Source organism: Paraburkholderia sp. OAS925, assembly GCF_040543975.1.
GTDB classification, from domain to species: domain Bacteria; phylum Pseudomonadota; class Gammaproteobacteria; order Burkholderiales; family Burkholderiaceae; genus Paraburkholderia; species Paraburkholderia graminis.
On sequence record NZ_JBEUNO010000001.1, the window covers coordinates 1,804,374 to 1,820,045 of the forward strand.

Consider the following 15,672-nt stretch of genomic DNA (forward strand, 5'->3'; position numbering starts at 1 on the left):
ATGCAGGGAACCACATCATGAGTTTATCGATTACGAGCAACTTCGACGCAGGCGCGATCGAGGTGCTGTCCTGCGCGAGCGCGGGAAATATCCGCTTGCGCGTTCGGCCGGACAGCCACGCGGAGTTCGCGCAGTGGTTCTACTTCCGGCTCTCGGGCGCGGCCGGCGAGCGCTGCGTGATGACTTTCGAAAATGCGGCGGCGTGCGCGTTCGCGGAAGGCTGGCGCGACTACCAGGCCGTGGCCAGCTACGATCGCGTGAACTGGTTTCGCGTGCCGACATCGTATGACGGCCGGGTGCTCACCATCGACCACACGCCGGAGTTCGACCGCATTTACTACGCGTACTTCGAGCCGTACAGCGAGGAGCGCCACGCCGAATTTTTGGGCGCAGTTCAACAGATGCCGCAGGCCACGCTGACCGAACTGGGCACGACCGTCGAAGGCCGGCCGGTTTCCCTGCTCACGCTCGGCACACCGCAAAGCGGCGATATGCTGAAGATGCCGAAGAAAAAGATCTGGCTGATCGCGCGTCAGCATCCGGGCGAGACGATGGCCGAATGGTTTATCGAAGGACTCGTGAAGCGGCTCGTCGGCTGGGGCGATTGGGCGGGCGATCCCGGTTGCGCGCAAACTCTACGATCACGCGGTGTTCCACATCGTGCCGAACATGAATCCGGATGGCAGCGTGCGCGGCAATCTGCGCACCAACGCGGCGGGCGCGAATCTGAATCGCGAGTGGATGGAGCCGGATGCCGCGCGCAGTCCCGAGGTGCTCGTCGTACGCGACGCGATTCACGCAACCGGCTGCGATCTGTTCTTCGACATTCACGGCGACGAGGCGCTGCCGTATGTTTTCGTGGCCGGTTCCGAGATGCTGCCGGGATTCACCGAGCGGCAACGCGAGGAACAGAAAGCGTTTATCGAAGCCTTCAAGCAGGCGAGCCCTGATTTTCAGGACAAGTACGGCTATGCTGCGAGCAAGTATCGCGAAGATGCGCTCAAGCTCGCTTCGAAATATATCGGCAATGAATTTGGCTGCCTGTCGCTGACGCTCGAGATGCCTTTTAAGGACAACGCCAACTTGCCCGACGAACGCGTGGGCTGGAACGGCGAGCGCAGCGCGTCACTCGGGGCGTCGATGCTGCAAGCGATCTTGCGGCATCTGGAGACGTTCGGCTGATTCGCTGCGCGCAATTGCAATAGAAGGGAAGGGCACACACGGATTGCGTGTGTGCTTTTTTTTATTGGCGGGTCAGGGGGAGTAGGGTGCTGAGTTTGGATTCGCGCGGACGCTCGCGAAGCGTTGGTCGCCATGCTGAATTCGCAGCTACCGTCATACGCGTCGTATCGCCGGCATCGGACGCGCGCTGTCAGATCTTTCTCCGTCCTAGTGTTTCTTCTTCACCGGCGCTTTCTTGCTCGACGATTTACTCGACGTGCTCTTCGACGATTTGGCCGTGCTCTTCTTTGCACTCTTGCCACTTGCCGCCTGCTTGCCTTTGCTCCCGCGATGCTTGCCCGACGTCGCGCGCGACTGCGGCTGCTCCACGCTGCGTGCGCGCGTAGGCGGCACCGGGTCGTTCCAGCTAAACGCGAGCATCTGCGAGCCGACGTAGCCGCAACGGAACTTCAGATCCGCTGCGTCGCCTGCGCCGTTCTGACGGATGCCGAGTCCTTCCACGGTGACGATGTTGTCGACCTTGACACGCTGCTTGCCCTCGTCGAACGAATCGTTCCACGGCGTGATCGACGCGTGTGCGCTGTCGAACGAACTGGGAGGAAACTCGACGTGATCAAAGGCGGTCGACGTGCTCGCGACAAAATTGCCATGCGCGGCGCAATCCGCGACGAGCGGGTCGGCGCGCATTTCATTGACAAATCTGTTGACGAGATCGTTGTGCTGTTCGAGTTGGTCGGCGAATGCGGGCGCGGTGCAAGCGAGCGAGAGGCTCGCTGCGAAACTTGCCAACCGGCCGACCAGCCGCAGTAATCGGCGCGGTGCGTTGGTGCAATCCATCAAGTTCGTTAGACGCTAATAAGACGTGAGGCACGTAAGATGCCTGGCGGCATGGTTGAGTTCAATCGTGCCGCAACTATTTTTCGACCGCTATTTTGCGGGGCTTTGTTATGCGAGGCGCGCGTTTGCTCGCAACGGCGCGAAGAGCTCACTCGCACGCGAGCCGCACATACGAGCCGCGCGCTACGACCTTGCGTCGCGCTCAAGTGCGCGGTCCGCCGAGCCGGTATCGCCGGACATCATAAGTGGTGACCCATGCAGGGCGGTAGACCGCGATCAATGCGGTAGACATCCCCGTGAACCAGGCTTCGCCCGTGGCCAGCAGAAGCACGCTGAGCGCGTAGCCCGCCGGTATCACAGTCGCGGAACCGCCGGCGAGCGCAACATGAACCCCGAGCGCCGCAGCCGCCGTGAGCGAAACGGCAATAGCCGGCGACAGAAAGCCCTGGCCGAAGATAAACATGAAGAGATTGCGCGGCAGCCACGCAATGCTGGCCCGCTGAAGCAACGTGGAAATACCGACCGGCACCGCGCCGAACACGAGAAAAGTCAGCGCGATGCCTTGCCACGGTGCGTCGAAGATGAGACCCGCGAGGCCGGTGACCACCGCCATTGCAAGCAGTGCGAGCGCCCAGTCGAACAGCGTGACGACGAGCGTCGCGCCGAGCAGATGCATGACCGTGCCGTCGTCGAGCCATGCGTTGCTTGCCCACAGCACCGACACGGCGACGATGATCGCCAGCCACACGTGCTGCAACGTGCCGTCCTGAAGTCGTTTGAAAGGATTTTTCCACAGCGCGAGCGCGACCACTATCGCAGTGGCGATCCAGCCACCGACAGCGATCCAGAATGGAAGCGGTGTGTAGAGGAAACCCATGAGTCTCATATTACTCGTTGGACGACAAAAGGTGTGAGCGGATTCCATGCCAGCCGGTGCACGCGCTGGCAGAAATCGCGCATCACGCTCGCGCGCGGTCCGTCATCTCACGACGAACCTTCGGTGACGGGCTCTGGCGGAAGGTCGGCGGCGGACTCGCCGTCGTCGTATGCCGTGCCGGGCTCGGCTGCCATCGGCAAGGGCGCCGCCGTCTCGTTAGCCGACAACGGGTATTCGAAGCGCCGCAGTGCTGCGCGCCGCAGCGGCACCAGGCCCGCTTGACCCATGACCGGACGAAGCAGGCTCTGTCCTTTATTGCGCAGTACTTGTAAATGGTTCGCCAGCCAGCCGTTGTAAAGCGCGACCGCGGCCGCGCGATTGGGTGCGCCGAGTTGCTGGAATATGCTCGTCAGATGGATCTTGACGGTGCCCTCGCTGATGCCGAGCGTGCGCGCAATCATCTTGTTGGTGCTGCCCATATGGACGCAGCGCATGATCTGCTGCTGGCGAGGCGACAGTCCGTTCGACAACCTGACGCGGCGCGGCGGCGGGCTTTTTTCGTCGAACGGGCGGATCGCCGTGTCTGCCGGCAGCGGCGGCTTGAGCGGCAGCGCGCCGGACGGCACATAGTGCCCGCCGAGCAGCACCATTTCAAAGGCGCGCACGATCAGGCACGGGTCGGTTTCGCGCGGCACCACGCCGCGCACGCCCTCGTCCATGAGTTCGCTCACCGCCTTCGGCGAAATCCTGTCGGTCAGCACCGCGATGCGCAGGTCCGGATAGTGGCTAAGCAGATGCCGCACGTCCTTGACCGACATCCAGTCCTGCCAGTCGATGACGAACAGGTCGGGCCACTGACGCTTGAGCGTGCGTTCGGCCTGACGCCAGTCTTGTGCTTCGTTAAAGCGCGCAAGCCGGTTGATTTGCCGCAACAGCGCTTTGAGGCCGTCGCGTCGTTCCGCGTCTGAGTTGAGTATCGAGAATCGCATGCATGTCTCCAGATGTGTCGGGCGAATTGGCGCGATGCAGTCGCCTCGCGTTGTGCCAGGCGTTGCGATGCGTCGCCGTCTCTATCATGACAAATTCCCTTCGGTTTGACGGCCTGTCCAAAAGGCATAAGAGGAATGACATATGAAAAAGCCCCGCACAGGGCGAGGCTTTTGATGGACTGCAACGCGCCGGCGGCGCGCTTGCCTAGTGAAAGTGCGGCTGCGCGGGCTCGGCGTCTTCGGGCATTTCGGCGTGAACGATTTCGCCGAGCGGGTCGGCGTAGAGCGGCACGCCGCAGTCATCGCAATATTCAGGCTCGAACCGGCCTGCGTGACGACGCACGTCAGTCACGCCGGTTTCCTTGAGCAGCGCGACGATTTCTTCGAGCGGAGCGTCCGGCGGCGCAGTTTCCTGCGGCTCTTCGTCGATGCCTGCTTCTCCGTTTTCGCGGCCGTACAGCGGCCACACGACGCCGTAAATCACCTCGTTGCTGCCGCGGCGCGTGAAGCCGACGCGGTATTCGTCGATGCGGCGCTCGCCGAAGCCGGCAACCACCGCGCGGAGTTCTTGCGGCGCTGCGCCAATTGTGTCGAATAGATAACGCACGGCGGTCCGGACGGTGTGAGGACGCACGCGTTCGTCAGCGTCGCGACATGCGGAGTAGTACGCATCCGGCAACAGACACTCGAATTCGCAGCCCGGCAGCACGAGTGACAGGTTGGCGCCGCCCTGCGTTGCCCATTGCTCGAGACATTGGCCGCGCTCGATCCGGCTGCCGTGTTCCTCTTCCTGCCAACGAAAAGTCGGCTCGCCGACCGGGGCCGCGACCACCGCCAGGAGGAAGCGCGGGTCGGCAAGAATCGGCGACGTTTCCGGCAATTCGCCGAAGTTGAGTTTGAGATTGCCGCCAGCCATGGCTGCTTGTGCAAGCTGCTGTGCAATGCGCCAGGTTTCGACGTGATGGCGCGGCAACTGGTCGATGCTATACAGGAACGGAGCCATGGCGACGCGCGTGTTGGCCGCGAGCACGTGAGCCTGCAGATGCGCGCGCAGGGCGTCGGCTGCGTCGGCTTTGAGCGGACCCGACGGAATCATGTAGCGCGTCCACGCGAGGATCGGCGCGGCGATCAACAGCGCTTCATACGTCACGCCTTCATGCTCGATGACGAACGACTCGCTGTGCGTTTCGGCCATGTCGGCAAGCGCGCCGTAGGCATCGGGATGATTCTGCTGCAGGTGGTCGAGCGCTGCATCGAGCGTGGTCTGGTTGGCGTTGCGCACGATCTTGGCCAGCAGCGCATCGAGTTTCGCTTCCCAGAAGCGGTCTTCGGTGCGGCTGCCCGACGCGAAAAGCGCGAGCGAAAGACCGACAAGTTTGTCGGCATCGGGGGGGAGACGTTTGGCGATTCGCGAGCGCATAAATCCGGAAGTTGGGTGCACAGAACCTTATATTCTAGTCGTTTACGCCGCGCCATATTATTCGGGACGTAGCGCGGGATCGATTAGGACGTTTCCGCATGAAAAATCAGACCTGCGCCGTACGTGCGACGTACGTTGTGTTGGGACTTCGTCAAATAATATAAGAGGGCGGGGAAGCGGAAGTCGCTTATATATACTGACCGCTTTTTACGGGCGTCGACGCGCGTCCGTGCTCGCCGCCTCGGTCTGGCGCAACAGGAGATTCATGGTGAAATCGGACCAATTGATTGAACGTCTCGCGGCGGTGTTTGCCCTGATTATCCTGGTGGGCGGCTCGTTGCTGGTTCTCGCGCCTTTTACGACCGCTCTCTTGTGGGGCGCGATTCTCAGCTACAGCTCGTGGGGACTCTACCGGCGACTGACCGCGGCGGTTGGCGGAAGGCGCAAGCTGGCGGCGACGTTGATCGTGCTCATCATCCTGATTGTGGTGCTGGGACCGTTCGTCTACGCCGGGTTTGCGTTTGGCGCGCACGTCCACGACATAGTCGCGCTGGTCCAGCGGTTGTTCGAAGCAGGCTTGCCGGATTTGCCGCCCTGGGTGGCGCGAATTCCCGTGGTCGGTTCGAGCATCCAAAGTTTCTGGGAAAGTCTGACAAGCAGTAATTCCGAACTGATCGCGCAGTTGCGTACGCTTGCGGCGCCGGCCGGCAAGTGGATCCTTGCCGCAGGGATTGCCGTGACTCACGGTCTCGGCCTGCTCGCGTTAAGTATCATATTGGCCTTCTTCTTTTACACCGGAGGAGAGGGCGCCGGCGCGTGGCTGAACGCAGGCATGCGGCGTATCGCGGGTGAGCGCGCCGACTATCTGCTGGCGCTGGCGGGCAGCACCGTCAAGGGCGTGGTCTACGGAATTCTGGGCACGGCGCTTGTTCAGGGCATTCTGGCTGGCTTCGGCTGCTGGATCGCTGGTGTGCCGGCGCCTGCATTGTTGGGACTGGCTACGTTTTTTCTCTCGGTAATACCGGGCGGGCCTGTGATCGTATGGCTGCCCGCGGCCATCTGGCTCTATCACGGCGGTGCGACCGGCTGGGCGATTTTCCTGGTTGTGTGGGGCGTGCTCGCTGTGGGCATGTCGGACAATGTGATCAAGCCAATTCTCATCGGCAAGAACAGCGACATGCCGTTGATTCTCGTCATGTTGGGCATTCTCGGCGGCGCATTCGCGTTTGGCTTCCTCGGGGTCTTCATCGGACCGACGCTGCTGGCGGTTGCGTACACGGTGCTGCATGACTGGACCATCGGAGCATCCGCTGCGGGCGCATTGAGGCCGGACGCCAAACCGCCTGTTGCGGAAGAAATTGGCCGTATAGAAAAGGCGCCTTGAATAAATGCAGATAACGCTTGCAAGGCGCCGGCCGGCTCGCTAGAATCTCGCTCTTTCGTGCTCCGGACGCCGGGGCACGGGAAGCGGGAGAGCCAATAGCGGCAAGGCTTCCAGCGGTGGCGGCAGGTTCAGTCAGTAGCAAAAACCTGTTGACGGCGCGACGGAAGTTCTTCATAATCTCGCTTCTCTGCTGCTGATGCAGCGACGCAGGACGAAGCAGTGCCGGGGTGGTTGAAATGGGCGCTGTGAAGTGTGCGAATGATCTTTAAAAACTAACAGCCGATAAGTGTGGGCGCTTGATGCGCGACGCGCGCCGGGTTGCGGGGTTTAACTCCGGAGCCGGGCGAGAAGCGAAAGTATCAAGTCTCACACAGTAATGAAAGGAAGGTTTGGTCATCGAGAGATGGTTGAACACTTCGTCAGTACGTTGAGTGAGCGACCGGGTTCGAAAGAGCCCGAAAACAGTAACAGGTTTGAACTGAAGAGTTTGATCCTGGCTCAGATTGAACGCTGGCGGCATGCCTTACACATGCAAGTCGAACGGCAGCACGGGAGCAATCCTGGTGGCGAGTGGCGAACGGGTGAGTAATACATCGGAACGTGTCCTGTAGTGGGGGATAGCCCGGCGAAAGCCGGATTAATACCGCATACGCTCTGCGGAGGAAAGCGGGGGATCCTTCGGGACCTCGCGCTACAGGGGCGGCCGATGGCAGATTAGCTAGTTGGTGGGGTAAAGGCCTACCAAGGCGACGATCTGTAGCTGGTCTGAGAGGACGACCAGCCACACTGGGACTGAGACACGGCCCAGACTCCTACGGGAGGCAGCAGTGGGGAATTTTGGACAATGGGCGCAAGCCTGATCCAGCAATGCCGCGTGTGTGAAGAAGGCCTTCGGGTTGTAAAGCACTTTTGTCCGGAAAGAAAACCGTCTGGCTAATATCCGGGCGGGATGACGGTACCGGAAGAATAAGCACCGGCTAACTACGTGCCAGCAGCCGCGGTAATACGTAGGGTGCAAGCGTTAATCGGAATTACTGGGCGTAAAGCGTGCGCAGGCGGTTCGCTAAGACAGATGTGAAATCCCCGGGCTTAACCTGGGAACTGCATTTGTGACTGGCGGGCTAGAGTATGGCAGAGGGGGGTAGAATTCCACGTGTAGCAGTGAAATGCGTAGAGATGTGGAGGAATACCGATGGCGAAGGCAGCCCCCTGGGCCAATACTGACGCTCATGCACGAAAGCGTGGGGAGCAAACAGGATTAGATACCCTGGTAGTCCACGCCCTAAACGATGTCAACTGGTTGTCGGGCCTTCATTGGCTTGGTAACGTAGCTAACGCGTGAAGTTGACCGCCTGGGGAGTACGGTCGCAAGATTAAAACTCAAAGGAATTGACGGGGACCCGCACAAGCGGTGGATGATGTGGATTAATTCGATGCAACGCGAAAAACCTTACCTACCCTTGACATGTACGGAAGTCCGCTGAGAGGTGGATGTGCCCGAAAGGGAGCCGTAACACAGGTGCTGCATGGCTGTCGTCAGCTCGTGTCGTGAGATGTTGGGTTAAGTCCCGCAACGAGCGCAACCCTTGTCCCTAGTTGCTACGCAAGAGCACTCCAGGGAGACTGCCGGTGACAAACCGGAGGAAGGTGGGGATGACGTCAAGTCCTCATGGCCCTTATGGGTAGGGCTTCACACGTCATACAATGGTCGGAACAGAGGGTCGCCAAGCCGCGAGGTGGAGCCAATCCCAGAAAACCGATCGTAGTCCGGATCGCACTCTGCAACTCGAGTGCGTGAAGCTGGAATCGCTAGTAATCGCGGATCAGCATGCCGCGGTGAATACGTTCCCGGGTCTTGTACACACCGCCCGTCACACCATGGGAGTGGGTTTTACCAGAAGTGGCTAGTCTAACCGCAAGGAGGACGGTCACCACGGTAGGATTCATGACTGGGGTGAAGTCGTAACAAGGTAGCCGTATCGGAAGGTGCGGCTGGATCACCTCCTTTCCAGAGCTGAACGTGTCAAACGTTGAGCGCTCACGCTTATCGGCTGTAGTGAAGAAACGCAGACAGACTCAGGGGTCTGTAGCTCAGTCGGTTAGAGCACCGTCTTGATAAGGCGGGGGTCGATGGTTCGAATCCATCCAGACCCACCATGTCATGTCTGGTGAGCTGATGGACTGAAACCTCTGGTGCTGCTGTGCAGTGACTTGGGGGATTAGCTCAGCTGGGAGAGCACCTGCTTTGCAAGCAGGGGGTCGTCGGTTCGATCCCGTCATCCTCCACCAATCCTCAATGCGTAGCGTTCTGTGAAACAGGCAGAGCGTTGTGCATTGGCGATTGAGCCAGTCAGCAAGTGATATGAAGCAGAGCTTTGTATCGGCTGTCGTTCTTTAACAATCAGGAAGAAGTAGTAAAGAGATTCACGAAAGCATACTTAGAGATGGGTGTGCGAGTAGGTGAATCAGGGTTGTGATTGTATCGATGTATTTTAAAGGTAATCGAAAGATTGCTCTTGGAATACGGCGCAACACGAATACTCAACCTGTAGCGAGTGATCGGATCGCTGGTCCCCTTCGGGGATCGGGCCAGAGTAAGTGCTAAAGCACTAACACTGGCCGAGAAGACACACCCGTTATAGGGTCAAGCGAACAAGTGCATGTGGTGGATGCCTTGGCGATCACAGGCGATGAAGGACGCGGTAGCCTGCGAAAAGCTACGGGGAGCTGGCAAACGAGCTTTGATCCGTAGATGTCCGAATGGGGAAACCCACCTCTTTTGAGGTATCCGTGGCTGAATACATAGGCCATGTGAAGCGAACGCGGTGAACTGAAACATCTAAGTAACCGCAGGAAAAGAAATCAACCGAGATTCCCAGAGTAGTGGCGAGCGAAATGGGACCAGCCTGTACTCTTTATCTTCATTGTTAGTCGAAGGCTCTGGAAAGTGCCGCCATAGCAGGTGATAGCCCTGTAGACGAAAACAGCGAGGAAGAACTAGGTGTACGACAAGTAGGGCGGGACACGTGAAATCCTGTCTGAAGATGGGGGGACCATCCTCCAAGGCTAAATACTCGTGATCGACCGATAGTGAACCAGTACCGTGAGGGAAAGGCGAAAAGAACCCCGGGAGGGGAGTGAAACAGATCCTGAAACCGCATGCATACAAACAGTCGGAGCCTTCGCAAGAGGGTGACGGCGTACCTTTTGTATAATGGGTCAGCGACTTACATTCAGTGGCAAGCTTAACCGATTAGGGCAGGCGTAGCGAAAGCGAGTCCGAACAGGGCGTTCAGTCGCTGGGTGTAGACCCGAAACCAGGTGATCTATCCATGGCCAGGATGAAGGTGCGGTAACACGTACTGGAGGTCCGAACCCACTAACGTTGAAAAGTTAGGGGATGAGCTGTGGATAGGGGTGAAAGGCTAAACAAACCTGGAAATAGCTGGTTCTCTCCGAAAACTATTTAGGTAGTGCCTCGTGTATCACCTTCGGGGGTAGAGCACTGTCATGGTTGTGGGGTCCATTGCGGATTACTACGCCATAGCAAACTCCGAATACCGAAGAGTGCAATCACGGGAGACAGACATCGGGTGCTAACGTCCGGTGTCAAGAGGGAAACAACCCAGACCGCCAGCTAAGGTCCCCAAATATGGCTAAGTGGGAAACGAAGTGGGAAGGCTAAAACAGTCAGGAGGTTGGCTTAGAAGCAGCCATCCTTTAAAGAAAGCGTAATAGCTCACTGATCGAGTCGTCCTGCGCGGAAGATGTAACGGGGCTAAGCCATATACCGAAGCTGCGGATGCACATTTATGTGCATGGTAGGAGAGCGTTCCGTAAGCCTGCGAAGGTGCACTGGAAAGTGTGCTGGAGGTATCGGAAGTGCGAATGCTGACATGAGTAGCGATAAAGGGGGTGAAAGGCCCCCTCGCCGTAAGCCCAAGGTTTCCTACGCAACGTTCATCGGCGTAGGGTGAGTCGGCCCCTAAGGCGAGGCAGAAATGCGTAGCTGATGGGAAGCAGGTTAATATTCCTGCACCAGTGTTGAATGCGATGGGGGGACGGATCGCGGAAGGTTGTCCGGGTGTTGGAAGTCCCGGTCCTTGCATTGGAGAAGGCGCTTTGGCAAATCCGGGCGCGGAATTCAAGGGTGCGAGGCCAGTCGTTTAGGCGACGAAGCAATCGGAAGTGGTTCCAGGAAAAGCCTCTAAGCTTCAGTTCAACAGTGACCGTACCGCAAACCGACACAGGTGGGCGAGATGAGTATTCTAAGGCGCTTGAGAGAACTCGGGAGAAGGAACTCGGCAAATTGGTACCGTAACTTCGGGATAAGGTACGCCCCTGTAGCCTGACTGGCCTGCGCCAGAAGGGTGAAGGGGTTGCAATAAACTGGTGGCTGCGACTGTTTAATAAAAACACAGCACTCTGCAAACACGAAAGTGGACGTATAGGGTGTGACGCCTGCCCGGTGCCGGAAGATTAAATGATGGGGTGCAAGCTCCTGATTGAAGTCCCGGTAAACGGCGGCCGTAACTATAACGGTCCTAAGGTAGCGAAATTCCTTGTCGGGTAAGTTCCGACCTGCACGAATGGCGTAACGATGGCCACACTGTCTCCTCCCGAGACTCAGCGAAGTTGAAGTGTTTGTGATGATGCAATCTCCCCGCGGCTAGACGGAAAGACCCCATGAACCTTTACTGTAGCTTTGCATTGGACTTTGAACCGGTCTGTGTAGGATAGGTGGGAGGCTGTGAAGCGTGAACGCCAGTTTGCGTGGAGCCATCCTTGAAATACCACCCTGATCTGTTTGAGGTTCTAACCCTGGTCCGTGAATCCGGATCGGGGACAGTGCATGGTAGGCAGTTTGACTGGGGCGGTCTCCTCCCAAAGTGTAACGGAGGAGTACGAAGGTACGCTAGGTACGGTCGGAAATCGTGCTGATAGTGCAATGGCATAAGCGTGCTTAACTGCGAGACCGACAAGTCGAGCAGGTGCGAAAGCAGGTCATAGTGATCCGGTGGTTCTGTATGGAAGGGCCATCGCTCAACGGATAAAAGGTACTCTGGGGATAACAGGCTGATACCGCCCAAGAGTTCATATCGACGGCGGTGTTTGGCACCTCGATGTCGGCTCATCTCATCCTGGGGCTGTAGCCGGTCCCAAGGGTATGGCTGTTCGCCATTTAAAGAGGTACGTGAGCTGGGTTTAAAACGTCGTGAGACAGTTTGGTCCCTATCTGCCGTGGGCGCTGGATATTTGAAGGGGGCTGCTCCTAGTACGAGAGGACCGGAGTGGACGAACCTCTGGTGTACCGGTTGTCACGCCAGTGGCATCGCCGGGTAGCTATGTTCGGAAGAGATAACCGCTGAAAGCATCTAAGCGGGAAACTCGCCTTAAGATGAGATATCCCCGGGGCTTCGAGCCCCTTGGAAGGGTCGTTCAAGACCAGGACGTTGATAGGTCAGGTGTGTAAGCGCAGTAATGCGTTCAGCTAACTGATACTAATTGCCCGTAAGGCTTGATCCTATAACAGGTGTGTCTCGACCAGCGTTGGCGCTTTGGCGCCTACACTGGTCCGATCCCCGAAGGGGATGCGCTGGAACTCCCCGCCAGGGAGAACAGGACGCACGGTTGAGTGATCGATGTTGTGCCTCGAACAGCACAGCCCGCACGCATAAACGTGCAAAACGAGAGGCATCCTCTCAGCTACTTCTTCCCGATTGGCTGTACTGCTCCCTGAGCGCTACAGCAACCCGTCAAAGCCTGATGACCATAGCGAGTCGGTCCCACCCCTTCCCATCCCGAACAGGACCGTGAAACGACTCCACGCCGATGATAGTGCGGATTACCCGTGTGAAAGTAGGTAATCGTCAGGCTCCCCAGCAGTGTCAGAAACCCCACCCCGAAAAGGTGGGGTTTCTGCGTTTACAGCGCTGGAAAATACGGCGCCGTCACGGCCCGCCCATGCGCAGAGCGCCCGCATAACCGGTCAGTTCCAGATACGCCCGCCCGAGCTCCGCGCCATTGCGGCTCACCCGTGCCGCGCCTTCCCAGTACACCGCGCCGGTCGACTGCCGCGAGTCCAGTTCCTGATCGTCCATCAGCGGATCGAACTGCCAGGTCAGCGCGCCGGTCCTCACCGTCATCGCGACTCGATAGGACGTGTTGGTGCGTGGTGAACGCCATGTGCGGCGCGGCGCAACTCCTTCTTGCACTCTGTCCTATCGGCATCCTCCAAGCGCTAAAGCTCCATTCCCCCAGACCAATCGTATCCATTCCCAAGCCGCTTTTCCTTATCCCACCGGGACCTCCGTACCGCTTCCCCGCCTTAACATCACCATCAAAATACTGTATAAATATACAGTGATGACTCGTCGTCCCTACTCGATCGAGATCGGGCAGGGCGGAGCATTTTCAATGGAACGAGTGGTCTATGGCAGCAGCGATTCAGCTTGTGACAACTCCGCTGTCGTCGCAATTGCGGCGTCAAATGTGGCAGGGCAACGAGCTTGCCGAGGTGGATTCGCGTGTGGTCCCGAGTGGCCACACCGCGCTGGATCGCGTATTGCCCGGACGAGGCTGGCCCGCCGGTGGTGTGACGGAACTGCTGGTCGAGCATTGGGGCGCGGGCGAAATGCGCTTGCTGGCCTACGCGCTTGGTCATCTCACGAAGCAGGCGGGGCGGCATGTGATGCTTGTGGCACCTCCTTTTCAGCCGAGCGCGGCGGCATTGAAGGCGTGGGGCATCGATGTCGAGCGCGTGCTATGGGTGCGCTCGAACGAAGACAAGGCTCTTTGGGCCGCCACTCAGGCATTGAAGCAGGACGGCATCGGCGCGGTTCTGGTGTGGTTGTCGAATGCGCGCGCCGATAAAGTCAGGCGCTTGCAGGTCGCGGCTCAAGAATCGGCTTCGCTGGCATTTTTGATGCGCCCTGTAGAGGCCGCTGCGCAATCGTCGCCAGCGCCATTACGCATGATCTGCGAGCCGCTTTTGCCGGCTAATGCCGAGACGATCAACCGTCGTCAGTGGTTGCAGGAGATTGGCCTGTCGATTGACATCTTCAAGCGCCGCGGGCCGCCGCTTGCCGAGCCGCTTCGTCTCGTTCTGCCGCTGCAAGGCGTTTTGTTACCCGCGAACGGAGCAAGCAGCCATCAAGGATTAGAGACTCAACATGTTGTGGATCGCCGTCGCATTGCCTCTCTTGTCGCTGGAAGCGGTAAAGCCGCTGACATCGCTTCCGGATGGTTCGTCCGCGAAGCAGAATCGGTGTGAGCCCAGCCGCGACGCAAACCCGTCGTGCGATGCCGGAAACATCGCCGACGCGCACTGCTATGCGCTCGCTGACCACGCACATATTCTGCTGCCGGACGTCGATGCCTTGCGCGCCGGTGTGCAACCCGGCCATTCGCGTTCCTACGCGCTGGCTTTGGCGCCGGGGCTCAAACTGCTCACCGCCGACGCCGCCCGCGAAACGCAGGCATTCGAAGCAATCGCGCTTGCCCTGCTGACGTACACGCCGAAGGTCTCGCTGGCCGACACGCATACCTTGCTGCTGGAAGTCGGCTCTGGCTTGAGGTTGTTCGGTGGCTTGCGAGCCTTGTTGTCGCGGGTGTCGTCCACGGTCGCGGAATTCGGTTATACCGCGCGTATCGCGTGTGCACCCACGGCGTGGGGCGCCTGGCTATTGGCGCAGGCACGCGCCAACCGGCACGGGCGCCGCTGGCATGTGGTGCAGGAGACTTCGCTCACGCGTGTACTCGACCGCTTGCCCGTGTCGCTGCTGCCGGTTGCGCAAACGCATCGCGACGCGTTCGTGCATGTCGGATGCACGACCCTCGCCGATTTGCGTCAATTGCCCAGAGCGGGCGTGGTCCGGCGGTTTGGCGGCGGCATTCTGGACCTGCTGGCGCAGGCGTATGGCACGCGCCCCGATCCGCGCGAATCGTTTCGCGCGCCCGCGTCGTTTCATGCGCAGCTCGAATTGCCGTCGCGCGTCGATAACGCCGATGCGCTCCTGTTCGCCGCGCGTCGGCTGATCGTGCAGTTGGCCGGTTGGCTGAGCGCGCACCATGCGGCGCTGAGCGGTTATACGTTGCTGCTCGAGCATGAATTGGCGTCCCGCCATTCGCCGAAGACATCGAGCTTGAAGGTCGCGTGGGCCATACCGTCGCGTGATGCAGAGCATTTGATCTGGCTGTTGCGCGAGAAACTGAATCAGACGGTTCTCGCGGCGCCCGTCATCGAATTGAAGCTGGTCGCGGATCAGATCGCCGAATACGCCGGCCAGTCCGACACTTTGTTTCCCATGCCCGAATCGGACGGTGAGTCGATCGTGCGTCTGCTCGAACGCTTGAGCGCCCGGTTGGGACCGGAGAACGTGCTGCAAATGTCGGTGCAGGACGATCATCGCCCCGAACACGCCATGCGCGTCGAGGCGTACCAGGCTCAGGATTTTGCGCGCAAGAAGCGCTCGCAGGCGAAAGCGCGGCCCAGAATCAAAGCGGATAAAACCTGGCTAACCGATGAGTTGCGAAACGCCGCGGCTGAAGGCGCATCACCCTCGAGCGCGGCGGAAACGGAAACGGACGCGGAAGCGAAAAAGCAGGCCACCCCACGCCCATCCGCAGCGACGAACGCAAAAACCGCCACTGCCTTCACTCCTCAGCAAGCATCACAGCAAGCACCTCAGCAACCACCCCAAGCCTCACTAAACCTCCCCGACAGCGCCTTACCTTCTCAGCCTCGCCCTATCTGGATGCTCGATAAACCCCTACGCCTGATGATGCGTGATCAGCGGCCGATCTATCGCCGGCCGCTGAAAATGCTCACGCGTACCGAGCGGATCGAAGCGGGCTGGTGGGACGGCGATCGCGTCGAGCGCGATTACTACGTCGCCGCCGACGATCGCGGCCACATGTTCTGGGTGTACCGCGAACGTATCAGCGGCGATTGGTATTTGCAGGGTTTATTCGGTTGAGCATC

At 59.2% G+C, this 15,672-nt stretch carries 7 protein-coding genes, 2 tRNA genes, 3 rRNA genes and 2 pseudogenes; 9 read left to right on the forward strand and 5 right to left on the reverse strand.

The window, feature by feature from the left end; all coding sequences use genetic code 11:
- Positions 1–17 precede the first annotated feature (17 nt).
- Positions 18–1,182 (forward strand): annotated as a pseudogene (locus ABIE53_RS07930) (M14 family metallopeptidase).
- Positions 1,183–1,389: 207 nt separating this feature from the next.
- Here the strand turns inward: ABIE53_RS07930 and ABIE53_RS07935 are convergent.
- The 4 genes from ABIE53_RS07935 to ABIE53_RS07950 form a co-directional block, all read right to left on the reverse strand.
- Positions 1,390–2,019 (reverse strand): BspC domain-containing protein, encoded by a 630-nt coding sequence (locus tag ABIE53_RS07935; RefSeq protein WP_029969766.1) that lies wholly within the window; start codon positions 2,017–2,019, stop codon positions 1,390–1,392.
- Positions 2,020–2,221: 202 nt separating this feature from the next.
- Positions 2,222–2,896 carry an energy-coupling factor ABC transporter permease gene (locus ABIE53_RS07940; protein ID WP_029969765.1) on the reverse strand — a complete coding sequence of 225 codons (675 nt, stop codon included), beginning with the start codon at positions 2,894–2,896 and terminating at the stop codon, positions 2,222–2,224.
- A gap of 107 nt (positions 2,897–3,003) precedes the next feature.
- On the reverse strand, positions 3,004–3,885 hold the full coding sequence (locus ABIE53_RS07945; RefSeq protein WP_029969763.1) for a response regulator transcription factor: 882 nt from the start codon (positions 3,883–3,885) through the stop codon (positions 3,004–3,006).
- Positions 3,886–4,090: 205 nt separating this feature from the next.
- A complete protein-coding gene (locus ABIE53_RS07950) occupies positions 4,091–5,305 on the reverse strand; it encodes a DUF2863 family protein (RefSeq protein ID WP_107710110.1) in 1,215 nt (404 codons plus the stop codon).
- 268 nt (positions 5,306–5,573) lie between these two features.
- Between ABIE53_RS07950 and ABIE53_RS07955 the strand changes: the two genes are divergently transcribed.
- The 6 genes from ABIE53_RS07955 to rrf all read left to right on the forward strand — a co-directional run bounded on the left by ABIE53_RS07955 (position 5,574) and on the right by rrf (position 12,565).
- Positions 5,574–6,689 (forward strand): AI-2E family transporter, encoded by a 1,116-nt coding sequence (locus ABIE53_RS07955; RefSeq protein WP_258196196.1) that lies wholly within the window; start codon positions 5,574–5,576, stop codon positions 6,687–6,689.
- A 475-nt stretch (positions 6,690–7,164) separates the two neighbouring features.
- Positions 7,165–8,697, forward strand: a 16S ribosomal RNA gene (locus tag ABIE53_RS07960).
- 72 nt (positions 8,698–8,769) lie between these two features.
- A tRNA-Ile gene (locus ABIE53_RS07965) sits at positions 8,770–8,846 on the forward strand.
- Positions 8,847–8,902: 56 nt separating this feature from the next.
- Positions 8,903–8,978: transfer RNA gene (locus ABIE53_RS07970), tRNA-Ala, on the forward strand.
- A gap of 353 nt (positions 8,979–9,331) precedes the next feature.
- Positions 9,332–12,215 (forward strand): 23S ribosomal RNA (locus tag ABIE53_RS07975).
- Positions 12,216–12,451: 236 nt separating this feature from the next.
- Positions 12,452–12,565 (forward strand): 5S ribosomal RNA (gene rrf / locus ABIE53_RS07980).
- Together the 16S, 23S and 5S rRNA genes with 2 tRNA genes alongside form the textbook arrangement of a ribosomal RNA operon.
- Positions 12,566–12,640: 75 nt before the next feature.
- Here rrf and ABIE53_RS07985 read toward each other — a convergent pair.
- A pseudogene (locus tag ABIE53_RS07985) lies at positions 12,641–12,886 on the reverse strand (lipocalin family protein); the annotation flags it as partial.
- Positions 12,887–13,122: 236 nt separating this feature from the next.
- Between ABIE53_RS07985 and imuA the strand changes: the two are divergent.
- On the forward strand, positions 13,123–13,962 hold the full coding sequence (gene imuA, locus ABIE53_RS07990) for a translesion DNA synthesis-associated protein ImuA (RefSeq protein ID WP_053857831.1): 840 nt from the start codon (positions 13,123–13,125) through the stop codon (positions 13,960–13,962).
- The gene (locus tag ABIE53_RS07995) at positions 13,862–15,667 is read left to right on the forward strand and encodes a Y-family DNA polymerase (RefSeq protein ID WP_107710881.1); all 1,806 of its coding nucleotides are present in this window, start codon (positions 13,862–13,864) and stop codon (positions 15,665–15,667) included. The genes imuA and ABIE53_RS07995 overlap by 101 nt, the downstream gene beginning before the upstream one ends.
- The last annotated feature ends 5 nt before the right edge of the window (positions 15,668–15,672 follow it).

Bases quoted from the DNA above. Each gene is read 5' to 3' on its own strand.
- ABIE53_RS07935 (WP_029969766.1), bottom strand. From the start codon at position 2,019: ATGGATTGCACCAACGCACCGCGCCGATTACTGCGGCTGGTCGGCCGG.
- ABIE53_RS07940 (WP_029969765.1), bottom strand. From the start codon at position 2,896: ATGGGTTTCCTCTACACACCGCTTCCATTCTGGATCGCTGTCGGTGGC.
- ABIE53_RS07945 (WP_029969763.1), bottom strand. From the start codon at position 3,885: ATGCGATTCTCGATACTCAACTCAGACGCGGAACGACGCGACGGCCTC.
- ABIE53_RS07950 (WP_107710110.1), bottom strand. From the start codon at position 5,305: ATGCGCTCGCGAATCGCCAAACGTCTCCCCCCCGATGCCGACAAACTT.
- imuA (WP_053857831.1), top strand. From the start codon at position 13,123: ATGGCAGCAGCGATTCAGCTTGTGACAACTCCGCTGTCGTCGCAATTG.
- ABIE53_RS07995 (WP_107710881.1), top strand. From the start codon at position 13,862: ATGTTGTGGATCGCCGTCGCATTGCCTCTCTTGTCGCTGGAAGCGGTA.